The sequence below is a fragment of the Paenarthrobacter sp. FR1 genome (assembly GCF_051106045.1).
Taxonomy (GTDB): domain Bacteria; phylum Actinomycetota; class Actinomycetes; order Actinomycetales; family Micrococcaceae; genus Arthrobacter; species Arthrobacter nitroguajacolicus_A.
Map to the genome: position 1 here is coordinate 460,182 of NZ_JBPFSF010000001.1, position 18,124 is coordinate 478,305.

Here is an 18,124-nt window from a genome sequence, read left to right on the forward strand (position 1 = left end):
TGGGGATAAGTGTCAATAGTTGGACTTACCGCAGCGACCAGGAGAACCAGGCGTTGCGGTTCCCGCCTCTCACACTTGCGGGCCACTTCTTCGGTTACCTCTATGCGAGAGCTCTGCTGACGGGCAACGTTCCGTAGGCACCAGCAGACACGACATGAGCGGAGCCGACGATATTGGGACGGCCGGCGTGCTTACATTCATGCGATGACATTCATTACATCGGCAGGGAATTTCCGATCATTCGGACCAAAGTGTTACGAAAGTGTTTATCTGTCACAAAGGAGTGGTCAAGAAACACCGCCATCTGTGGAGCTAAGGAGATTCGAACTCCTGACCTCTTCGATGCGAACGAAGCGCTCTACCAACTGAGCTATAGCCCCCGGACCCGGCGTTCAACCACCCGGCCAGTGTCCCTAGGCTACAAACTTTCCCTGCGCTTTTCCAACCACGACACGAACGTCTCCGTGCCGGCGGCCTGCCCGGGGATCAGGTTGTGGCCGGCACGCAGGAAAGCGCCCATGGGACCGGGCAACGGCAGCTCGATGATCTTGCCGCGCATGCCGGTTCCGGCCTTCCACACCTCAGCCATCGCCCTCATGGTCAGCACCTCCGGACCACCCACCGTGCGCACGCTGTGCCGCTCAGGAAACGGATCCGTCAACGCCACTGCCAGCAGCGCTCCGGCCACGTCCACGGGCGAGATGGATTGGAATTTCACTCCCTTGAACGACGGAATGAGGCCAACCTTGGCGCCGGCAGCGAAGATCATCGCCACCAAACCATGGAACTGCGTAGCACGCACCACCGCAGTTTCCAGCTCAGCCGCATGGTAGGCCCGCTCCTTGTCCGCCTTGGAGACGTAGTAGGAGAACGTGCTTAGATCGCAGTTGATGATGGACAAGGCCACCGCCCGCCGGACACCGGCAAGGTGCGCGGCGGCAAGCAGGCGTGCGCCGCCGTCGGCAAATTGCCTTTGGGCTTTACCGAACTGACCTTCCAGGCAGTCAATAACGACGTCGGCACCAGCCACAGCGGCCGCCAGCCCTTCGCCCGTGGTGACATCGCCCGCTAAGTAGGTGGCGCCGTCGTGACGCTTCTCCGATCTGGAAGGCGGCACATGGCGACTCAAGACGGTTACCGTGTGCCCCGCCGAAAGAGCGAGACGGACAACCTCACGACCAACCTGACCCGTCCCACCGGCAACGCAGAGGGAGGTCATCGGCGGCTATGCGCGGCGGCGCTGAAGGATGTTGTCCAAGTTGCTGAGTGCGCTCTGGCCCTTGACCGACGCAACTGCCACCGTTGACGCGACTGGCTGCTCGCCAGCCTGCTTCAGGACGGGCTTGCCAACGGGCTTGGGCGCCTCGGGAAGATCCAAGGGTTCGGGAGCGGGCCTGGGCGCCTTGGCCGCATCAACATACGTGGGCTTGGGAACCGCCACCGGCTCCCAGCTTGCGCCCTTGACGCCCTCGGCGGCCTGAGCGGATTCGTCGCCAGCGGCAACAGCGACAGCCAATGCGGCCTGGCGAAGTTCCACGGCGGACAGACGGGCAGCCTCGCGGCTGCTGGCTTCGGCATCGAAGACCGGCGTGTCCTTCGATTCGACAGGCTGGTCCTTCGGCAAATAGCGCGCAGGCGTAGGAATAGGTGAGGCCTGTGCGGCCCGGCGGGCACGGCGTTCGCGGAGATCCCTGAGGGCGAGCCTTCGCAGGACGACGACGGCCACTACCGCACCGATGAGTGATACCAACGGCAACCACACGGATCCGGTTCCAAAGATACGGAGAACGCCGGAAATCACTGCGGTCAGCAGCAGCGCGAGGCCGGCCAACGCCAACGTGCACCGTGCATAGCGGATGGTGAAGGGAGTGACCGGAGCTTTTCGAGCAGACGACTCAGCCGTGCGGGATTCCTGGGGCGACGCCTGTGCTTTGCTGTGCATGGTCTCCATCGGTTTCTCCTGCTGAGGTGCCAAAGTCAGTACCACCCCTGCCTGCGCGTCGTCTGGTTCATCATCAAATGCCTCTGCTGGGACAGCGGCCGCTTGGACTTGTTGCCGCCTGTTCCGCAAAACGTAAGGCGCCACCCAAACCATCCACAGCGCAACAGTGACCACAAGTATCACTGAGCTGCTGAGAGGGAAGTCCACATTCAAAACCGTAGAAGCAAATCACCGGGGGTGGCGGCATTGCGACCGGTGTGTCGTGGTCGAGTCCGCAAATGACTGGAGATACGGCCAAAAAGGCCCATGACCTGCCCGTTTATCCTCTGAGCCACCGGCGCAGGAGTCCCTCCGGGACTTCGTCGGACGTGAGCGCGAAGGAACGGTGATCAGCCCACTCGCCATTGATGTGCAGGTACCTTTCGCGGTAGCCCTCATCGCGGAATCCAAGCTTCTCCACCACCCGCAGGCTGGGTGCATTCTCCGGCCTGATGTTGATTTCCATCCGGTGAAGCCCCAACACCCTGAAGCAGTGATCGGTTGCCATCGCAACCGCCGTCGGAGCGATACCGTGCCCGGCTCGTTCTTTATCAACCCAATAGCCCAGTGTGGCCATCATGGCCGAGCCCCACACAATGGATGACACCGTCAGTTGCCCCACGATCCTCGGCTCCCGGAAGCCGGGCGTGCGCTCAACAATGAGGAAGGGCAGCGCCGTCGCCTGACGGGCCTGATCATTCAGGGACGCCACCATCTGGCGGTAACTGGGCAGGCGTCCACCCGGGGCCGGGTTGGACGCCTCCCACGGCGCCAGCCACTCACTGTTCCGCGAACGGACTTCGGACCACTCCCGCTTGTCGCGGTATCGGATGGGCCGCAGAATCAGGTCTCCGCTTTCCAGCGTCACCGGCCAGATCGCAGAGCCGTACATGCGGTGTTACTTGGGAAGTGCGGCAGTGAAGGTCGGCAACCACTCGCGCAGCTCGGGACCGAGGTCCTCGCGTTCGCAGGCGAGCTCGATGCAGGCCTTAAGGTAGCTGAGCTTGTCACCGGTGTCGTAGCGGCGGCCGCGGAAGACCACGCCGTACACGCCGTAGCCCTCACCTTCGCCTGCAGCGAGCACTTCGAGGGCGTCCGTCAGCTGGATCTCGCCACCACGTCCGGGGGCCGTCTTCTCCAGGACATCGAATACGGCCGGGTGCAGCACGTAGCGGCCGATCACGGCGAGGTTCGACGGAGCTTCTTCCGGAGACGGCTTCTCCACGAGCTGCTTGATGCGCACGTGGCCCTCTTCACCGATGTCCTCGACGTCGGCGCAGCCGTAAGCGCTGATCTTGGAAGGCTCCACCTCGATGAGGGCAACCACTGAACCGCCGGTCTTCTGCTGGACGGCGATCATTTCGCTCAGCAGGTCTTCGCGGGCATCGATCAGGTCATCACCGAGCAGAACGGCGAACGGCTCGTAGCCGACGTGCTGCTTTGCACGAAGGACAGCGTGGCCGAGGCCGTTAGGGTCGCCCTGGCGAACGTAGTGGATGTCGCCGAGGTTGGTGGCGGATTGGATGGCCTCAAGCTTGGCGGTATCGCCCTTTTCCGCCAGCGTCGCTTCCAGGGCCGGGACACGGTCAAAGTGATCTTCCAGGGCGCGCTTGCTGCGTCCTGTGATCATCAGGACGTCGTGCAGACCCACCTTGACCGCTTCTTCGACGACGTACTGGATGGCTGGCTTGTCAACCACGGGCAGCATTTCCTTCGGCATCGCCTTTGTTGCAGGGAGGAACCTGGTACCAAGACCCGCTGCGGGGATGACGGCCTTACGGACAGCATTGTTATCGAGAGTCACCGGACTAATCTAACGGAAGGAACACATCAACGGCTAAACCCTCGCCGCGCCGGGAAGCGCATTTTAGTTTCCACTACGGACAGCCCCCGCTGTTCGACCGGCATCACGCGAGCTTCAGGATCGGATACACATGGCAACGAAGGAAGACATCCGCAGTAGCCGGCGCCTCCAGCGGCGGACCCTCGCACCCGAACAAATCCTGGCCGCGGGCGAGGCGATCGCGCAGCACGGCGTGGCGTGGGCGGAGACAATCTCCCCCGGCCCGGCAGCCACTTATGCGGTCTATGTCGGGGTGGCTTTCGAGCCGCCCACGCTGCCGCTCATCGAGGCGCTCCACAAGGCCGGCCACCGCGTACTCCTCCCGGTCTGCGAGCCGGGCAGGCAGTTGAGTTGGGTGTATTGGACACCCGCCACACTGTTCGTGCGGTCAGCTTATGCTCCGATCGATGAACCCGAAGGCGAACGACTGGAAAGCTCCGTGATAGCCGGGATTGCGGGCATTTTCATGCCGGCAACAGCGGTGGACAGGGACGGTAATCGGATCGGCCAAGGTGGCGGCTACTACGACCGGCTCCTCCAGGGCCTCGACGCTTCCGGCCAGAGGCCGCCCACCATCGCTGTGGTGTACGACGACGATCTGTTGCCTTCTGGTTCCATTCCCGCCGAAGCCTTTGATCGCCCTGTGCGGGAAGTCCTGACACCCTCCGGTGTCGTCCGGCTGGACGACACCGCCGGGACAGTGTGACGACCTTGGTGAGTTCCGGCACATCCACTGGCACAGGCCAGCTGGCCGGATGATAGAATTGGCACTCAGGCCCTGCGACTGCTAATGCGGATTATCTCCGGCACTGCTGCACAGGACCTGAACCTTGTCCTGAAGGAGGAACTCAGTGCCCACATACGCATACGCCTGCAAAGACTGTGACCATGCCTTTGACATCGTCCAGTCCTTCTCTGACAGCTCCCTGACGGAGTGCCCCGAATGCAAGGGCGCGCTTCGCAAGAAGTTCAACAGCGTTGGCGTTGTCTTCAAGGGCTCGGGCTTCTACCGCACTGACTCCCGTGATGCCAAAGGCAGCACGGTTTCCGCTGCCCCGGCAGCCCCTGCAGCCACGTCCTCTGCCCCGGCGGCCGCCCCCGCAGCTGCGGCCGCGGCCAGCTAACCTGACTTTTTCCACATAGGCCTCCGGGGCGCTGTCTGGGGGCCAGGACTGCTGGCTAACGTGGCCGCATGCCACACACCTCACCAAGCACGCTTCTGGCCCGCTCCGAACGCTCAGCGGCCTCCGCCGCCCGGCCCAGGGTCCGCCGATCCCAAGCCCATCGCTCCGTTTCCCCCGGCAGTAACGTCGCCGGGGGCACCCGCAATCAGGCGCGGGGCAGTGGTCACCGGCGAGGCTTCCGACGCAGATGGACGTCCTGGATCGGACGCAACCGTCGTCTCACGGTTGCCCTCTTACTGTGTGTGGCCGCCGGCATCGTCGTACAGCAACTGACTCCAGCGTCCGAGCAGCGAGTCAGCGTCCTTGTCGCAGCACGCGACCTTCCTACGGGTGCCGTCCTCACCGCGTCCGATTTCACCCGCGCGTCCATGCCACCTGACCTCGCCATCTCCGGCACACTGGTGGATGCTGAGGCCCTGGTTGGCCGTCAACTCGCGTCGCCCCTCGGCAAGGGCCAAGCCCCTGCCGAGTCCAACCTTCTGGGACCGGGGCTCCTCACCGGAGCACCTGTGGGCACTGCAGCTGTGCCGCTTCGTATGGCCGATCCTTCATCCATCCAGCTACTCTCCCCCGGCCAGCTGGTGACTGTGGTCCTCACTGCGGCAGGCTCCTATGACGAGTCCAGGCAGAGCCAAGTGCTGGCCGGCCCTGTTCCGGTGCTGTGGACCTCATCCCAAGGCGGGAAGACTGGGGAATGGCTCGGAACGAGCGACACCGACGGGCTGGTTGTGGTGGCGGCCGATCCCCAACAAGCAGAAAAGCTTGCCGGCGCGTCAACGCAGGGCAAGCTTTTCTTTGTGTTGGTGAACCAGCAATGACCAGATCAGCAACCGGGAGCCATTCAGCCCCAGTGCGGGGGCTTTTGCTCCTTCAGCCACTGCTCATGGTCGTAGCCTGCCTCGTCGCCCCATCGACGAGGGTCGTCTTCGGCAGCCTTGGTGGGAAGAATACCGCCGGAGCTGGGCTTCACCCCTGCTCCCTTCGCGTCTGCAGCGTCGCTTTCTATGCTGCTGAGTGATTCGCCGGATTCTTCCACGGAACTGTCTTCTGCCTCTGTTCCCCGTGCCGTCATTGGTGCTTCCTTCTTGTCCTCAGCGACGTCGGAGTCGTCGCCGGCAGCGTTACTGGATTCGCCGTCCGCCCGTCGGGCCGAACTCCGGCCGAACGTTGGCTGCGCATGGTCCAGATTCAATTGTTCAACATCCATGTCCAGGAAGCCATGCTGAGGCGAGGCCGCAGGCTGCGGAATGTGGTTCTCGAGCCCCAGGTAAGAACCTATCCGATCAGCGCAGGAGGACGGGTCAGTGAAGACCTCAATGGTCCACAGCGACATGTATCGCCACCCCATGCGCTCCAGCAGTTGCGGCCGCAACCGGCTGCGTTCGCGGACACTCATGCGCCTGTAGCGTTCGGTGCCATCGGACTCGATGGCAACCGGCGTAGGGATCTCAGCGCCCTCCCTGCCAATCGTGTGCACAGGGTCAGCCGCCGCCGCGATGTCCAACACGCCATCGTAGAGGTGCCAGACACGGGCACCCCGGGCGCGCAGGCGTTCCCCCAAGTCAGCTACCAGGGGGTCCTCCCCCAGGGCCTGCTCACTGGCGACGGCACGGGACGCAGGTGTTCCGAGGTTACTGTTTCCGGAGAGCTCCCGGTCCAGCAGTTCGTAGAAGTCCACCGCACCGTGGGCAAGGCGGTCAAGATCCAGGTCCTCAGGCCGGAAGCAGCTCAGGACGTGCATGGAACGGCGGGCGCGGGTCATCGCCAGGGCGAAGCGGTTCCGCCCGCCTTCCACGGACAGCGGACCGAAGGAATGAAGCGCGCGGCCATGCGGAGTCCGGCCGTACCCCAACGAGAAAATAACGTGGTCCCGCACAAGGCCCTGGGCGCGCTCAAGGTCCACCACCCGGAAGGACTCAGGACCGGCGCCAAAGAAAGCAGACAGCAAAGAATGGTTAGGCAACTGCAGCCTGATGGCCTCGCCGATCCGTGCGGCGTGACGCAGGCTGGCCGTCACTACAGCCAAGGACGTGCGGGGCCTGAGCCTGGCGTGTTCGAAGACAAGGTCCACTACGCGGTTGACTTCGGCGGTGACGGACTCCACACCCTCATGGTCAGCCCCGGGGAGTCCGGTTCCGTCGGGAATGTACTCCACATGGATTGAGCGATCCAGCCCCGTGACCGAGTTGCCATCGGGCAGCCGGCGGAGGCCGCCGTCGTAGTAGTTCTTGCTTAGCTGAAGGATCAAGTCCTCATCCACCGCGCGGTACACCCAGTTCAGCTGCCAGGTAGGCAAAACCCTGGCCAGCGCCTTGAATGCACTGTCCACATTCTCGTGGTTGGCCACGCCGGCAACCGGCGGTTCCACTGCCACACTGAACGTCCGCGCGTTGGCGATCTTCGCATCACCGAAGGCAACCACCTGTTGCGCCCGGGCAATGGCGGGGAGAACGGCCTGCAGGGACGTGGATTCGGCGTCGATGATCACTACGGCGTCAAACTTCTGCTCTGCAGGAAGTACGCCGGTGAGCAGGTACGGGCTGACCGACCACACCGGGACCAGCAACGGCACCAAGTCCGGAGCTTGTGCGCTCAGGGCCGGCAAGGTGACCCGTCCATCCTTCAGCAACGCACGAAGCAGCTCGGCCTGCCGTGGATGTTCCAGGATCCCCTGGCGCCACTTCTGGGCCAACTGCCACCGAAGCCGGGCAGCGCCACTGGCGATGTGGGCCTGATCCGCAAGGCGGTACTCGGCCTCAAGTCGACGCAGGGAGTCGCCGTCGGACATAGCGAGGTAATCATCACCACTGATCATGGCCTCCAGCGCGGACTGCCACCACGCCAGGTCCAGCTCGGCGGCCACCGACGAGGCGGGTACTTCTCGCGCGGCGAGGTCGGCAAGCAATTCGCCAAGGCCATGCTCGCGCATTTCCTCGATCAAGAGCGTGCGCTCGGGAAGCGTCTCCAACGTGGCGGTATCCGCGACAAGCCGTTCCAACCGCTCCATGAGCTCCAGGTAGGGCACTTCGTGGAGGGACCCTCCAGCAGATGTGTGCTTCAGGGCCTCACCGAGGCGGCGCAATTCACCATCAAGTTCCCGGTACAAAGATCCAAGATCCGCAAGCCCGGAAGGCACTGCAGGATGGCGTTGCGTGGTGGCGTAGCCCGCCCACAGGGCACGCTGCTCCTGGACCAGGACCAGGGAGCTGTGAAGGTCTGCGATGTGAACGCCGGGCCGCACATATTCCTTCGCCACCCTCCGCAGCCTTGAACGCTGCATGGATGGCATCTCCAGGTTGCGCTCACGCCGCCAGGCAGAGCTGGCTGTAGCGGAAATGAGGTCGTGGACCGGCCGGTCGAAGATGTCGGGCGTGAACTTATCCAAGCTCTCCCGCACGGCGATCAGCAATTCCAGCTGGGCACCCCACTCACTGAGTGTTTCTCCCAGCCTGATCTCCGCGTGATCGGAAACCTGCTTCATACGGTCCCGCAGGACGGGGAGCTTCTCCTCGGCCAGGCGTGCAAGCTGTTGCGCTTCCTCGGTCTCCTTGCGGGTAACCAGGCGGGCGCCGTACCAGGGGCTTGAGGTGGAAGCCCTGCTGAAGCTGCCCAGTTCGGCAGCCCGACGCAGGCGCCCAGCCAGCTCCTCACGGTCCTTGATGTTGTCCAGGACGCTGCGCTTCAAACGAACAGTGGTTGATGGCGCGGGGTGAATGGACGTCAGCTCTGCAAGCGACTGCATCGCCTGATACGGCGAGCACCCCCACCGCTCACGGACGTTGTGCAACGAGGCGACGTGGTCCATGAGGGCGTGACGGTGTCCGGTCAGGGTCTGGTGGAGATTGCCCAGTTGTGGTTCAAGGGCTTTCTCGTTGCGCATGATGGCCCGGACCAGTTGGCCCTTGAGCTGCTGCGGCGTGGTGCCGTTGCCGGGACGGAAAAGCATCGAATCCAGGCCAAGCGATTCCAGGTGGGCGGAGAGACCGGCGAGGCTGGACTGCCTGTCCCCCACCACCAGCACGGACTTGCCTTCGCTGACCAGGGCGCCGATGGCGTTGATGGCCGTCTGTGTCTGCCCGCTTCCCGGAGGGGTGCTGACCACCAGGGAGTCCCCGGCGCGAACGGCATCCACCACGTACTGCTGGTCCGTGTCTGCATCAAGCAAGAGAAGTTCATCAGCCGGGTCCCTTTGGTCCAGGCTGGAGAACCTGCCGGCTTTGATGGACTCCGGTTCAATGTCGCCGCCATTGGCTGCCGTAGCGAGCGCGGCAACGACTGGGTTGTTGGTGTTGATCCAGGGATCGTCCAGATTCCCCGAAAGGTCGGCCAGAGTGGTGACCAGCAGGTTGAACTCCACCTCGGCGCCGTGAATGGGCTGAACCAGTGTGGACAACCGGTCCAGGACCGGTTGGGGATCGAGCCTGGCCGTGTTGTAGGCCATGCGGGCTACGGCGTTGACGTCGAAGACGATGCCGTGGACAGTTTTCAAATGGCGCACCAAGGCCGGGTTCATGCGGGCTTGCTCGGTGAGCTGAAGTTCGAAGTCGTCTTCGCCCGGCCTAACGGTGAGCACGATGGAGGTCAGCATGACGGGTGCCGAGACGCGCTGCGGCTTGCCGCCTACAGCCGATGTCCACACCACCGTTCCGGCTGACAAATACCCGGCTTCGATACCGCGATCGTTGCTGAGCTCGAAGATCTTGGATCGGATGTTGCGCGCTGCCCGCGCAGCCACCAGATATTGTTGCCTGTCCCTGATCAGGGTGGACAGGCGTGTTCGCCGGCCCGCCAGTAACTGCGCCAGCCCGGAAGGGTGTGCGTTACTAAGATCTATAGCGCCTTCCGGCGTCTTGACGAAACGCAGCATCGTGTCCGCCCCGGTGACGGGCTTGAGACCAGACAGCCATTTCCGGAGCTCTTCGGAGCCCTCTTCGTGGCCTTGACCTACTGACACAACTTCTGCCTTCTTTTCTGTACTAGCTTTAGACGCCTTGGACCATACCGGCATACTTTCGAGGGTAGCGGGAATACCCGGTCAGCCCGCTCCGCAACGCTGTTCCGACGCGAAATTCGCCGTCATTTCACAGGTGCCTGCCGATTCGCGGGTCATCGGCACTCCCGATTCAAGCACAGTGGCCGGCCTCCCGAAGGAAGCCGGCCACTCACAATGCTATTCCCACTCGATGGTTCCCGGTGGCTTGCTGGTGACATCCAGCACCACGCGGTTTACGCCGTCCACCTCATTGGTGATGCGGTTGGAGATCCGGGCCAAGAGGTCATACGGCAACCGCGACCAGTCAGCCGTCATGGCGTCCTCGGAAGACACCGGACGCAACACGATCGGGTGGCCATACGTACGGCCGTCGCCTTGGACACCAACGCTGCGGACATCGGCCAAGAGGACCACCGGCATCTGCCAGACGTCGTTGTCCAGGCCTGCGGCGGTCAGTTCCGCCCTGGCAATGGCGTCAGCCTTGCGCAGCAGGTCCAAACGTTCCTTGGTCACTTCACCGACGATCCGGATTCCCAAGCCGGGACCCGGGAACGGCTGGCGGCCGACGATTTCCTGTGGCAGCCCGAGCTGGGCACCAACGGCACGCACCTCGTCCTTGAACAGGGCACGCAGCGGCTCGACGAGTTCGAACTGCAGATCCTCCGGGAGCCCACCCACGTTGTGGTGGCTCTTGATGTTGGCAGCGCCTTCGCCCCCACCGGATTCGACAACATCCGGGTACAGCGTGCCTTGGACCAGGAACTTGATCTTCTCGCCTTCGGCAGCGGCCTGGGCGATGATGGCCCGCTCCGCTTCCTCGAAGGCACGAATGAATTCGCGACCAATGATCTTGCGCTTGGTTTCGGGATCGCTGACACCGGCAAGCGCAGACTGGAAGCGCTCCTGCTCGTTGGCAACATACAGGTTGACGCCCGTGGCTGCCACGAAGTCGCGTTCGACCTGCTCGGCTTCGCCTTCACGCAGGAGTCCGTGGTCCACAAACACACAGGTCAGCTGGTCCCCCACGGCCCGCTGGACAAGTGCAGCTGCGACAGCGGAGTCGACGCCGCCGGACAGGCCACAGATGACCTTGGAATCGCCGATCTGCTGGCGGATACGATCCACCTGCTCTTCGAGGATGTTGCCCGTGGTCCAGTTGGGGCTCAGGCCCGCACCCTTGAACAGGAAGTTCTCCAGGACGTGCTGGCCGTGGACGGAGTGCTTGACCTCGGGGTGCCACTGCACGCCGTAAAGTCGCTTCTCGTCGTTGGCGAAGGCGGCCACCGGTGCGCCGGCCGTCGAGGCCAGGACTTCGAAGCCCTCAGGGGCCTCGTGGACGGAGTCGCCGTGGCTCATCCAGGTGTTCTGGGATGAAGGGACGCCGTCCAGGATGGAGCGGGCATCGCCTACGACGAGTGCTTCGGTGGCGCCGTACTCCCGGAGACCCGTCTGGGCCACCTTGCCGCCCAGGGCGTTGGCCATGGCCTGGAAGCCGTAGCAGATACCGAAGACCGGCACTCCGGCTTCGAAAAGGTCAGCGCCGACGCTCGGGGCTCCCTCGGCGTAAACGCTCGAGGGGCCACCGGAGAGGATGATGGCTGCCGGGTTCTTGGCCAGAAGCTGCTCGGTGGTGAAGGTATGCGGAACAATTTCCGAATACACATTCGCTTCGCGGACGCGGCGGGCAATCAGCTGCGCGTACTGGGCACCGTAGTCAACAACCAGCACCGGCTTCTGGGAAGTCTGGGGTGCGGTGGGAGTAGTCACCAAACAAGACTACTTTGCCGGGCCACCCCGGTGCACGTTGACGGGGTGGCCCAAGGGCCAAAACAGCCCCCGCAGTTAGGCATCTCACATTGGAACGCCCGCATGCCCTAGTAGCGCTTGGACGCCTGCGGGTTGGCTGCGAGCTCTGCTTCCACCTGTGCATGGAACTTTTTCTCCACAATGAAGGACAGGAGCGGGATCACGCCGCCCAATGCCAGGAGGATCATCTTGGAGAACGGCCACCGCATCAGCGACCACAAGCGGAAGTTGGACACGAGGTACACCACGTACATCCAACCGTGCACGATCAGCACCGAAGTGGAAATGTTGAATCCGCCAATGACGCCCTTGGGCTCGGACTCTGCAAAGCCGAAGCCGAACGGCTGGCCGGTAGCCGCGTTCGTGCCACCCGCGAAGAGCGAAACACCAAAAATGTAGCGGGCGATCAGTTCGGCGCACAGCAGGAGAAGCATTGCACCGGTGAGGTAGGCCATGACTTTGTAGAACTTCAATGCCGAACGGATCTGTGCTTCCGTTCCGCCGAACCGCCGCTTCTTGGGCTTGGGTCCTGATTGCTCGGGCTGGATGGCCGGTTTGGGCTCAATCATTGCTGCACCTTTTGTTCTGGCTCTGGGGTTGTAGGTTCTTGGCTTGCCTCAGCGGTGTCCGGCTCGTCGTCGAAGTCGCCGTACTCGTCGTCGTCTTCGTCCTCTTCGAGATCTCGCCGGTAGTCGTCCTTGACCAGTCGCCACCAGATGAAGATGGAGAAGCCTGCGAAGACCACCCATTCCACCGCGTAGAAGAGGTTCAGCCAGTTGACCTGCTCGGCAGGGGGCTGCGGCGGAATGTTGAGGGCCTTGACGTTGTCGCCGAGGGGTATGGGTACGCCGCCGGCCACTTCCGACGTCGCGGCGATGAAGCCCGGGTAGCTGGAGACTTCCCATTTGTTGATGAGCTCCGCGGCCGACACCGCAGACGCGCGGCCTGGACCGGCGTCGACGTTTGGCGTTGGCGCTTCAGACGGGATGAGGCGACCGGTCAACGTCACGGTGCCCGACGGCGGTGGGCCGGCTTGGGCGGCATCAGCCACCCAGCCGCGGGCAACAGGGATCCATGTCTGCGGAGACGCAGCAACGCCGCTCAACGCGGGGGCGTCATTAACGGCGAAGGCGGAGACGATCCAGAATCCCTTTTGGTTGTTGTACAGGCGGCCTTCAACCAGCACCTGCTTGCCGGGGTCGTAGCTTCCGGTCGCACTGACCATCTGGTCAGAGACGGAGCCCGGGAAGAACTGGCCCGGCTGGAGGACATCCACCAGCGGTTTCACTTCTTCGATGCTGGACGGTGCGGGAGGCTCGTGCTGGGCAGACCGGCTGAGCTGCCATTGGCTGAGCAGCACAAACACCCCGGACAACAGAAGCGCAAAGACCAGTCCTGCGATCCAGCGGGGTTTCAACGCGGTTTTCAACACCCCTTAACCGTACTTCGTCCGGCTGTAGAACAACGAAACGAGGGCTGGGGCCAGCCTGGAGTGGGGCCGGCAGGGTCCCTGGGTGGCGGCGGAGTCGACGCGAAGGGCCTGCCCCACTCTTCTAATGGTCGAAGAACACCAGGCTGGAGTTGATGAGCTCGGAGATCACTTCGGGATCGTGAGCCCGCCGCAGGGATTCGCGGAATGACTCCTTCGACAGGGAACGCGCCAAGGTGGCCAGGACCTCGAGGTGATCGGAGAAGGAACTGGCTGACGTGGCGATGAGGAGGATGAGAGTCGCCGGTCCGTCGGTGGCACCGAAATCCAGGGCGTGTCCGAACTTGGTCACACCCACGGCGATGGAGATCCTGTCCACGAATTCGCTGCGCGCGTGGGGCAGGCCGATGCCGCCAGGCAGTCCCGTCGCGAGCTGATGCTCCCGCGAATGAACCTGCTCAAGGAAGCCCTCAAGATTCGAGATCCTGCCGGCATCGTGCAGCTTGTGGGCCAGCTGGGCAGCTGCGTCGATCTTGTCCTTGGCGACAAGCTCGAGGATGACAGTATCCGGGGTTGTCAGTTCCGCGTCATACCGGTCAAGTGGTTCAGCCAAGTCGTGTTCCCTCCAGTGTGGCCTCCCGGCCTCAGTTCCATGTGCTGGTCAGCGAAGGGGGACGATGTCATCCACTCCCATGCGCGCAGCATCGGCCGATTCGTCATCGGGTTGCTGCTGACTGAGTCGTTCAGCTTCCACGCGCGCAAGGTAGTGCTTGATTTCGCTTTCTCGCTGAGTCTCGCTCCAGCCAAGGATTTCTCCCATCAGCTTAGCTACTACGGGCGCGGCAGACACACCCCGGTCCCACGCTTCGATGGAGATTCGGGTGCGACGGGTCAAAACGTCGTCCACGTGACGGGCGCCCTCATGGGTTGTCGCGTAGACAACTTCTGCGGCGAGGTAGTCATCGGCACCGGGAAGGGGTTCCCCCAATTCCGGCCGGCCGGAGATGATCTCCAGGACCTCCGGTGTCATGGATCCGAAGCGGTTGAGCAGGTGCTCCACGCGCGCCACGTGCACCCCGGCTTGTTCTGCCGACCGGCCCCTCCGGTTCCAGGCCGCTTTGAATCCCTCGGCACCGAGCAGCGGAATAGTGTCCGTGCAGCTCGACGGAACGCGTTCGTCCATGGCCCGCGTTGCCTCGTCCACGGCGTCTTTCGCCATAACCCGGTAGGTGGTGTATTTGCCGCCCGCAACCACTACCAGCCCGGGCACGGGGTGCGCCACGACGTGTTCACGGGACAGTTTGGCGGTGGAATCGTTGTCACCTGCCAGGAGCGGGCGGAGACCTGCGTAGACGCCTTCGACGTCCTCACGGGTCAAAGGACGCTTGAGGACTTTGTTGACGTGCTCCAGTACGTAGTCGATGTCCTTGCTGGAAGCGGCCGGATGAGCCTTATCCAGCGTCCAGTCGGTATCGGTGGTACCGATGATCCAGTGGCGGCCCCAAGGGATGACGAAGAGCACGGATTTCTCGGTACGGAGGATGAGGCCCACCGTGGACTGGAAGCGGTCCCGCGGCACCACCAAGTGGATTCCCTTCGACGCACGGACCTTGAGCTGGCCACGGTCAGTCACCATGGCCTGCGTTTCATCAGTCCACACACCGGTGGCGTTGACCACTTGCTTGGCCCGGATTTCGAAGACACTGCCGTCTTCCTGGTTCTCCACCTTGGCCCCGACGACGCGTTCACCCTCACGAAGGAAGTCCACCACGCGCACCCGATTGGCGGCATACGCACCGTAGTGCGCGGCAGTCCTGACCAGGTTGACCACCAAGCGCGCGTCATCCACCTGCGCATCGTAGTAGCGGATGGATCCGACGAAGGCATCATCTTTGAGGCTGGGAGCCGCCCGCAGGGTTCCGCGCCGGAAGAGATGCTTGTGCATGGGGACGCCGCGGCTGTGTCCGGACGTCAGACCCAGGGTGTCGTAGAGCATGATGCCCGCCCCAACGTAGGGGCGCTCCCAGAAGCGGCGGGTCAGTGGATACAGGAACGGCACAGGGCGTACCAGGTGCGGTGCGATCTGTTGGATCAACAGCCCGCGTTCCTGCAGGGCTTCCTGGACCAGACCGAAATCGAGCATCTCGAGGTACCGAAGTCCGCCATGGATGAGCTTGGACGAGCGGGAGGATGTGCCGGAGGCCCAGTCCCTCGCCTCGACGATGCCCACAGTCAGGCCTCGGGTCACCGCATCCAGTGCAGCACCGGCTCCCACCACCCCGCCCCCGACAATCAGGATGTCGAGCTCCTTGCCGGCCTCGGCGGTAGCTTTCAGGACTTCGATCGATGCGGCACGGGATTCCGGGCTCAGTGCTCCCGGGGAACTCACCTGCGGACCGCCTGCGACATTGCTCATCGGACCCCTCCTCAAACGCAACAGCTGGTAGTCCCCTACCCTACTTGCTGCTCGTCGCCTTGGGCAGGGCTGCCAAACTGACGGCAGGGCTGCCGAGCTGACGCGTCCCGGTCGAAATCCGAAAAAGGGCCCCGAGAGCAAACCGTGGTCTGCTCCCGGGGCCCTCCTTATGAAGGCTTAGCCGAGGTACGGCGAGACGACGACGTCGACCCGCTGGAACTCCTTCAGGTCCGAATAGCCGGTGGTCGCCATCGAGCGACGCAGGGCGCCAATGAGGTTGGAGGTGCCATTGGTGTGGTGCCCCGGTCCGAACAGAACTTCTTCCAGCGGGCCTACAGTTCCGACGTTGACCCTGTCGCCGCGCGGGAGTTCAAGGTGATGGGCTTCCTGGCCCCAGTGCCAGCCCTTGCCGGGGGCTTCTTCGGCCCGCGCCAGTGCGCTGCCCAGCATGACGGCGTCGGCGCCCATGGCAACTGCCTTGACGATATCGCCCGAGGCGCCCATACCGCCGTCGGCAATGACATGCACGTAGCGGCCGCCGGACTCATCAAGGTAGTCCCGGCGGGCGGCGGCGACATCGCTGATGGCCGAAGCCATCGGCGAGTGGATGCCCAATGCGCGGCGCGTGGTGGTGGTGGCACCGCCGCCGAAGCCGACCAAGACGCCGGCCGCGCCGGTGCGCATGAGGTGCAGCGCCGGGGTGTATCCGGCGGCACCGCCGACGATCACGGGAACGTCGAGTTCGTAGATGAACTGCTTCAGGTTCAACGGCTCGTGGTTCTTGGAGACGTGCTCGGCGGAGACAGTGGTGCCACGGATGACGAAGATGTCCACACCGGCCGCCAGGACCGTCTTGTAGTGCTCCTGGGTGCGCTGCGGCGTCAGGGAGCCTGCCACTGTCACTCCGGAGGCGCGGATCTCGGCAAGGCGGCTGGTAATGAGTTCGGGCTGGATGGGTGCCTGGTAGAGATCCTGCATGCGCCGGGTAACGGCGGGGCTCGCGGTTTCGCCGGCGAGCGCCGATATCTCATCCAGCACGGACTGGGGATCTTCGTAGCGGGTCCACAAGCCTTCAAGGTCCAGGACACCGAGGCCGCCCAAGCGACCCAAGGCAATGGCGGTTTCCGGCGACATGGCCGAATCCATGGGCGCTGCGATCACCGGAATGTCGAACTTGTAGGCGTCGATCTGCCAGGAGACGGAGACGTCCTTGGGATCGCGGGTCCGGCGGTTGGGGACGATCGCAATGTCGTCCAGGGAGTAGGCACGACGCCCACGCTTGCCACGGCCAATCTCAATCTCATAAGTCACGGCTCTTACTTTACTGGACCCCTCCCGGAACCCCGATTCGGCAAATGGCGTGGGCACTTCACAATGGGCTAAGAAGGCATTGAACGAGACTTGGCCGGTGCCGGTTCCGGGCCCGCTGGCTGCTGCCGCGGGTGCCGGGCAGTGTTCACATGGGCAGAGGTGCCCATGGCAGCATCCTGGACATATCCGATAGCCTGCGGAAATACACCACACCATGCAAGGGGGAACCATGGCGCCCGGATTCTACGGAGCCGACATTGAACAGCTCCGCTCGTTGTCCAAACAAATGGGACAGGCCGGGAGCCGACTCCAGAACCAGGAACTTCAGGTCAACAGCCTGATCTCCAGCGTGGCGTGGAAAGGAACCGACGGAGAGCGCTTCCGCCGCGAATGGAGCAGCACGCTGCGGCCCATGTTGCACAAGGCATCCCGTTCCCTGGATGACGCGGCCACGGTGCTCCGCACCCAGGCCGACGAACAGCAGAAGGCAAGTGCCCAAGGTGGCCCCCTCGGAGGCGGGTCAGGCGGACCAGGCGGGTCAGGCGGGCCGGGCGGACCCAACGCCCCACAGGTTCCCGGTGGCAATGGAAACCACGTCGGTCCAACCACTGGCTTGGAAGGCCTTCTCGGCGTCACCGGAAGCCAGGGATGGTGGGCCGGAAACGCCCTGGTAACCGCGAACGGCGTGGTGGCGGACTCCATCCTGGCCCAGATGGCACGAGGCGGCTTGGTGACGGAGCTGACAAAGTGGCCTTGGCTGAGTGCCCAGTACGGTCAGGCCGCCGGCGCCGGCTATGTCAAGGGCACCCAGCTGCTCAACGGCAGTTCGATGCTTGGCCGCCTCTCGGGAGCACTGGGAATTGTGACCGGTGGCTTCCAGGTCTACCAAGGCATCCAGACAGGACATCCCGGAGTTGCAGTGGACGGCGGCATCTCCGCTGCCTTGGCTGTGGGCAGCTTTATCCCGGTGATTGGCCCTGCCTGCGCCGTTGCCGGCATCGCGTGGGGCGGTCTGGGCCTCCTGGCCACCAACATGGGCTACGACTCCGCTTCCTCCATGATCGCTGATGGCGCCCAGCATGTCTGGGAAGGCGCCCAGGACGCTGCCGGGGCAGTGGCCGACGGCGCGAAGAAGGTCTGGGGATGGCTCACATGATCGCG

The 18,124-nt window shown here is 63.6% G+C and carries 15 protein-coding genes and 1 tRNA gene; 4 read left to right on the plus strand and 12 right to left on the minus strand.

Translation table 11 applies throughout. The annotated features are described in order from the left end of the window. Positions 1–307: 307 nt before the first annotated feature. The 5 genes from ACR30Z_RS02140 to galU form a co-directional block, all read right to left on the minus strand. A tRNA-Ala gene (locus ACR30Z_RS02140) sits at positions 308–380 on the minus strand. Positions 381–418: 38 nt separating this feature from the next. After that, positions 419–1,219, minus strand: a complete 801-nt coding sequence (locus ACR30Z_RS02145; RefSeq protein ID WP_144648534.1) for an SDR family oxidoreductase — start codon at positions 1,217–1,219, stop codon at positions 419–421. A gap of 6 nt (positions 1,220–1,225) precedes the next feature. Then, a complete protein-coding gene (locus ACR30Z_RS02150) occupies positions 1,226–2,116 on the minus strand; it encodes a hypothetical protein (protein ID WP_144648721.1) in 891 nt (296 codons plus the stop codon). A 145-nt stretch (positions 2,117–2,261) separates the two neighbouring features. Continuing rightward, positions 2,262–2,873, minus strand: a complete 612-nt coding sequence (locus ACR30Z_RS02155; protein ID WP_144648535.1) for a GNAT family N-acetyltransferase — start codon at positions 2,871–2,873, stop codon at positions 2,262–2,264. A gap of 6 nt (positions 2,874–2,879) precedes the next feature. After that, entirely contained in the window at positions 2,880–3,785 is a 906-nt protein-coding gene (gene galU / locus ACR30Z_RS02160; protein ID WP_144648536.1) for a UTP--glucose-1-phosphate uridylyltransferase GalU, read from the minus strand. A 130-nt stretch (positions 3,786–3,915) separates the two neighbouring features. On the opposite strand from galU, the gene ACR30Z_RS02165 reads away from it, so the two are divergent. From ACR30Z_RS02165 to cpaB, 3 genes are all read left to right on the plus strand, one after another. After that, a complete protein-coding gene (locus ACR30Z_RS02165; RefSeq protein WP_434371098.1) occupies positions 3,916–4,530 on the plus strand; it encodes a 5-formyltetrahydrofolate cyclo-ligase in 615 nt (204 codons plus the stop codon). A 145-nt stretch (positions 4,531–4,675) separates the two neighbouring features. Continuing rightward, positions 4,676–4,948: an FmdB family zinc ribbon protein gene (locus tag ACR30Z_RS02170; RefSeq protein WP_144648538.1), complete on the plus strand. Its 273-nt coding sequence runs from the start codon at positions 4,676–4,678 to the stop codon at positions 4,946–4,948. Between the two features lie 68 nt (positions 4,949–5,016). Further along, positions 5,017–5,826, plus strand: coding sequence for a Flp pilus assembly protein CpaB (gene cpaB / locus ACR30Z_RS02175; protein WP_434371099.1), 810 nt, complete (start codon positions 5,017–5,019; stop codon positions 5,824–5,826). Positions 5,827–5,849: 23 nt separating this feature from the next. Here cpaB and ACR30Z_RS02180 read toward each other — a convergent pair whose 3' ends face one another. The 7 genes from ACR30Z_RS02180 to ACR30Z_RS02210 all read right to left on the minus strand — a co-directional run bounded on the left by ACR30Z_RS02180 (position 5,850) and on the right by ACR30Z_RS02210 (position 16,963). Next, positions 5,850–10,016: an AAA family ATPase gene (locus ACR30Z_RS02180; protein WP_434371100.1), complete on the minus strand. Its 4,167-nt coding sequence runs from the start codon at positions 10,014–10,016 to the stop codon at positions 5,850–5,852. A 162-nt stretch (positions 10,017–10,178) separates the two neighbouring features. Next, a complete protein-coding gene (gene guaA, locus ACR30Z_RS02185) occupies positions 10,179–11,768 on the minus strand; it encodes a glutamine-hydrolyzing GMP synthase (protein WP_011775506.1) in 1,590 nt (529 codons plus the stop codon). 107 nt (positions 11,769–11,875) lie between these two features. Next, positions 11,876–12,376, minus strand: a complete 501-nt coding sequence (locus ACR30Z_RS02190) for a DUF3817 domain-containing protein (protein ID WP_434371101.1) — start codon at positions 12,374–12,376, stop codon at positions 11,876–11,878. Next, complete coding sequence (locus ACR30Z_RS02195; protein WP_434371102.1) at positions 12,373–13,239, minus strand: SURF1 family protein; 867 nt, start codon at positions 13,237–13,239, stop codon at positions 12,373–12,375. Before ACR30Z_RS02195 ends, ACR30Z_RS02190 begins: the two co-directional genes overlap by 4 nt. Positions 13,240–13,360: 121 nt before the next feature. Beyond that, positions 13,361–13,849 (minus strand): PTS sugar transporter subunit IIA, encoded by a 489-nt coding sequence (locus ACR30Z_RS02200; RefSeq protein ID WP_434371103.1) that lies wholly within the window; start codon positions 13,847–13,849, stop codon positions 13,361–13,363. Positions 13,850–13,897: 48 nt separating this feature from the next. Continuing rightward, positions 13,898–15,652: a glycerol-3-phosphate dehydrogenase/oxidase gene (locus ACR30Z_RS02205; RefSeq protein WP_434371104.1), complete on the minus strand. Its 1,755-nt coding sequence runs from the start codon at positions 15,650–15,652 to the stop codon at positions 13,898–13,900. A gap of 177 nt (positions 15,653–15,829) precedes the next feature. Next, entirely contained in the window at positions 15,830–16,963 is a 1,134-nt protein-coding gene (locus ACR30Z_RS02210; protein WP_144648545.1) for a GuaB3 family IMP dehydrogenase-related protein, read from the minus strand. Positions 16,964–17,192: 229 nt separating this feature from the next. On the opposite strand from ACR30Z_RS02210, the gene ACR30Z_RS02215 reads away from it, so the two are divergent. Further along, entirely contained in the window at positions 17,193–18,119 is a 927-nt protein-coding gene (locus ACR30Z_RS02215; RefSeq protein ID WP_434371105.1) for a WXG100 family type VII secretion target, read from the plus strand. Positions 18,120–18,124 lie beyond the last annotated feature (5 nt).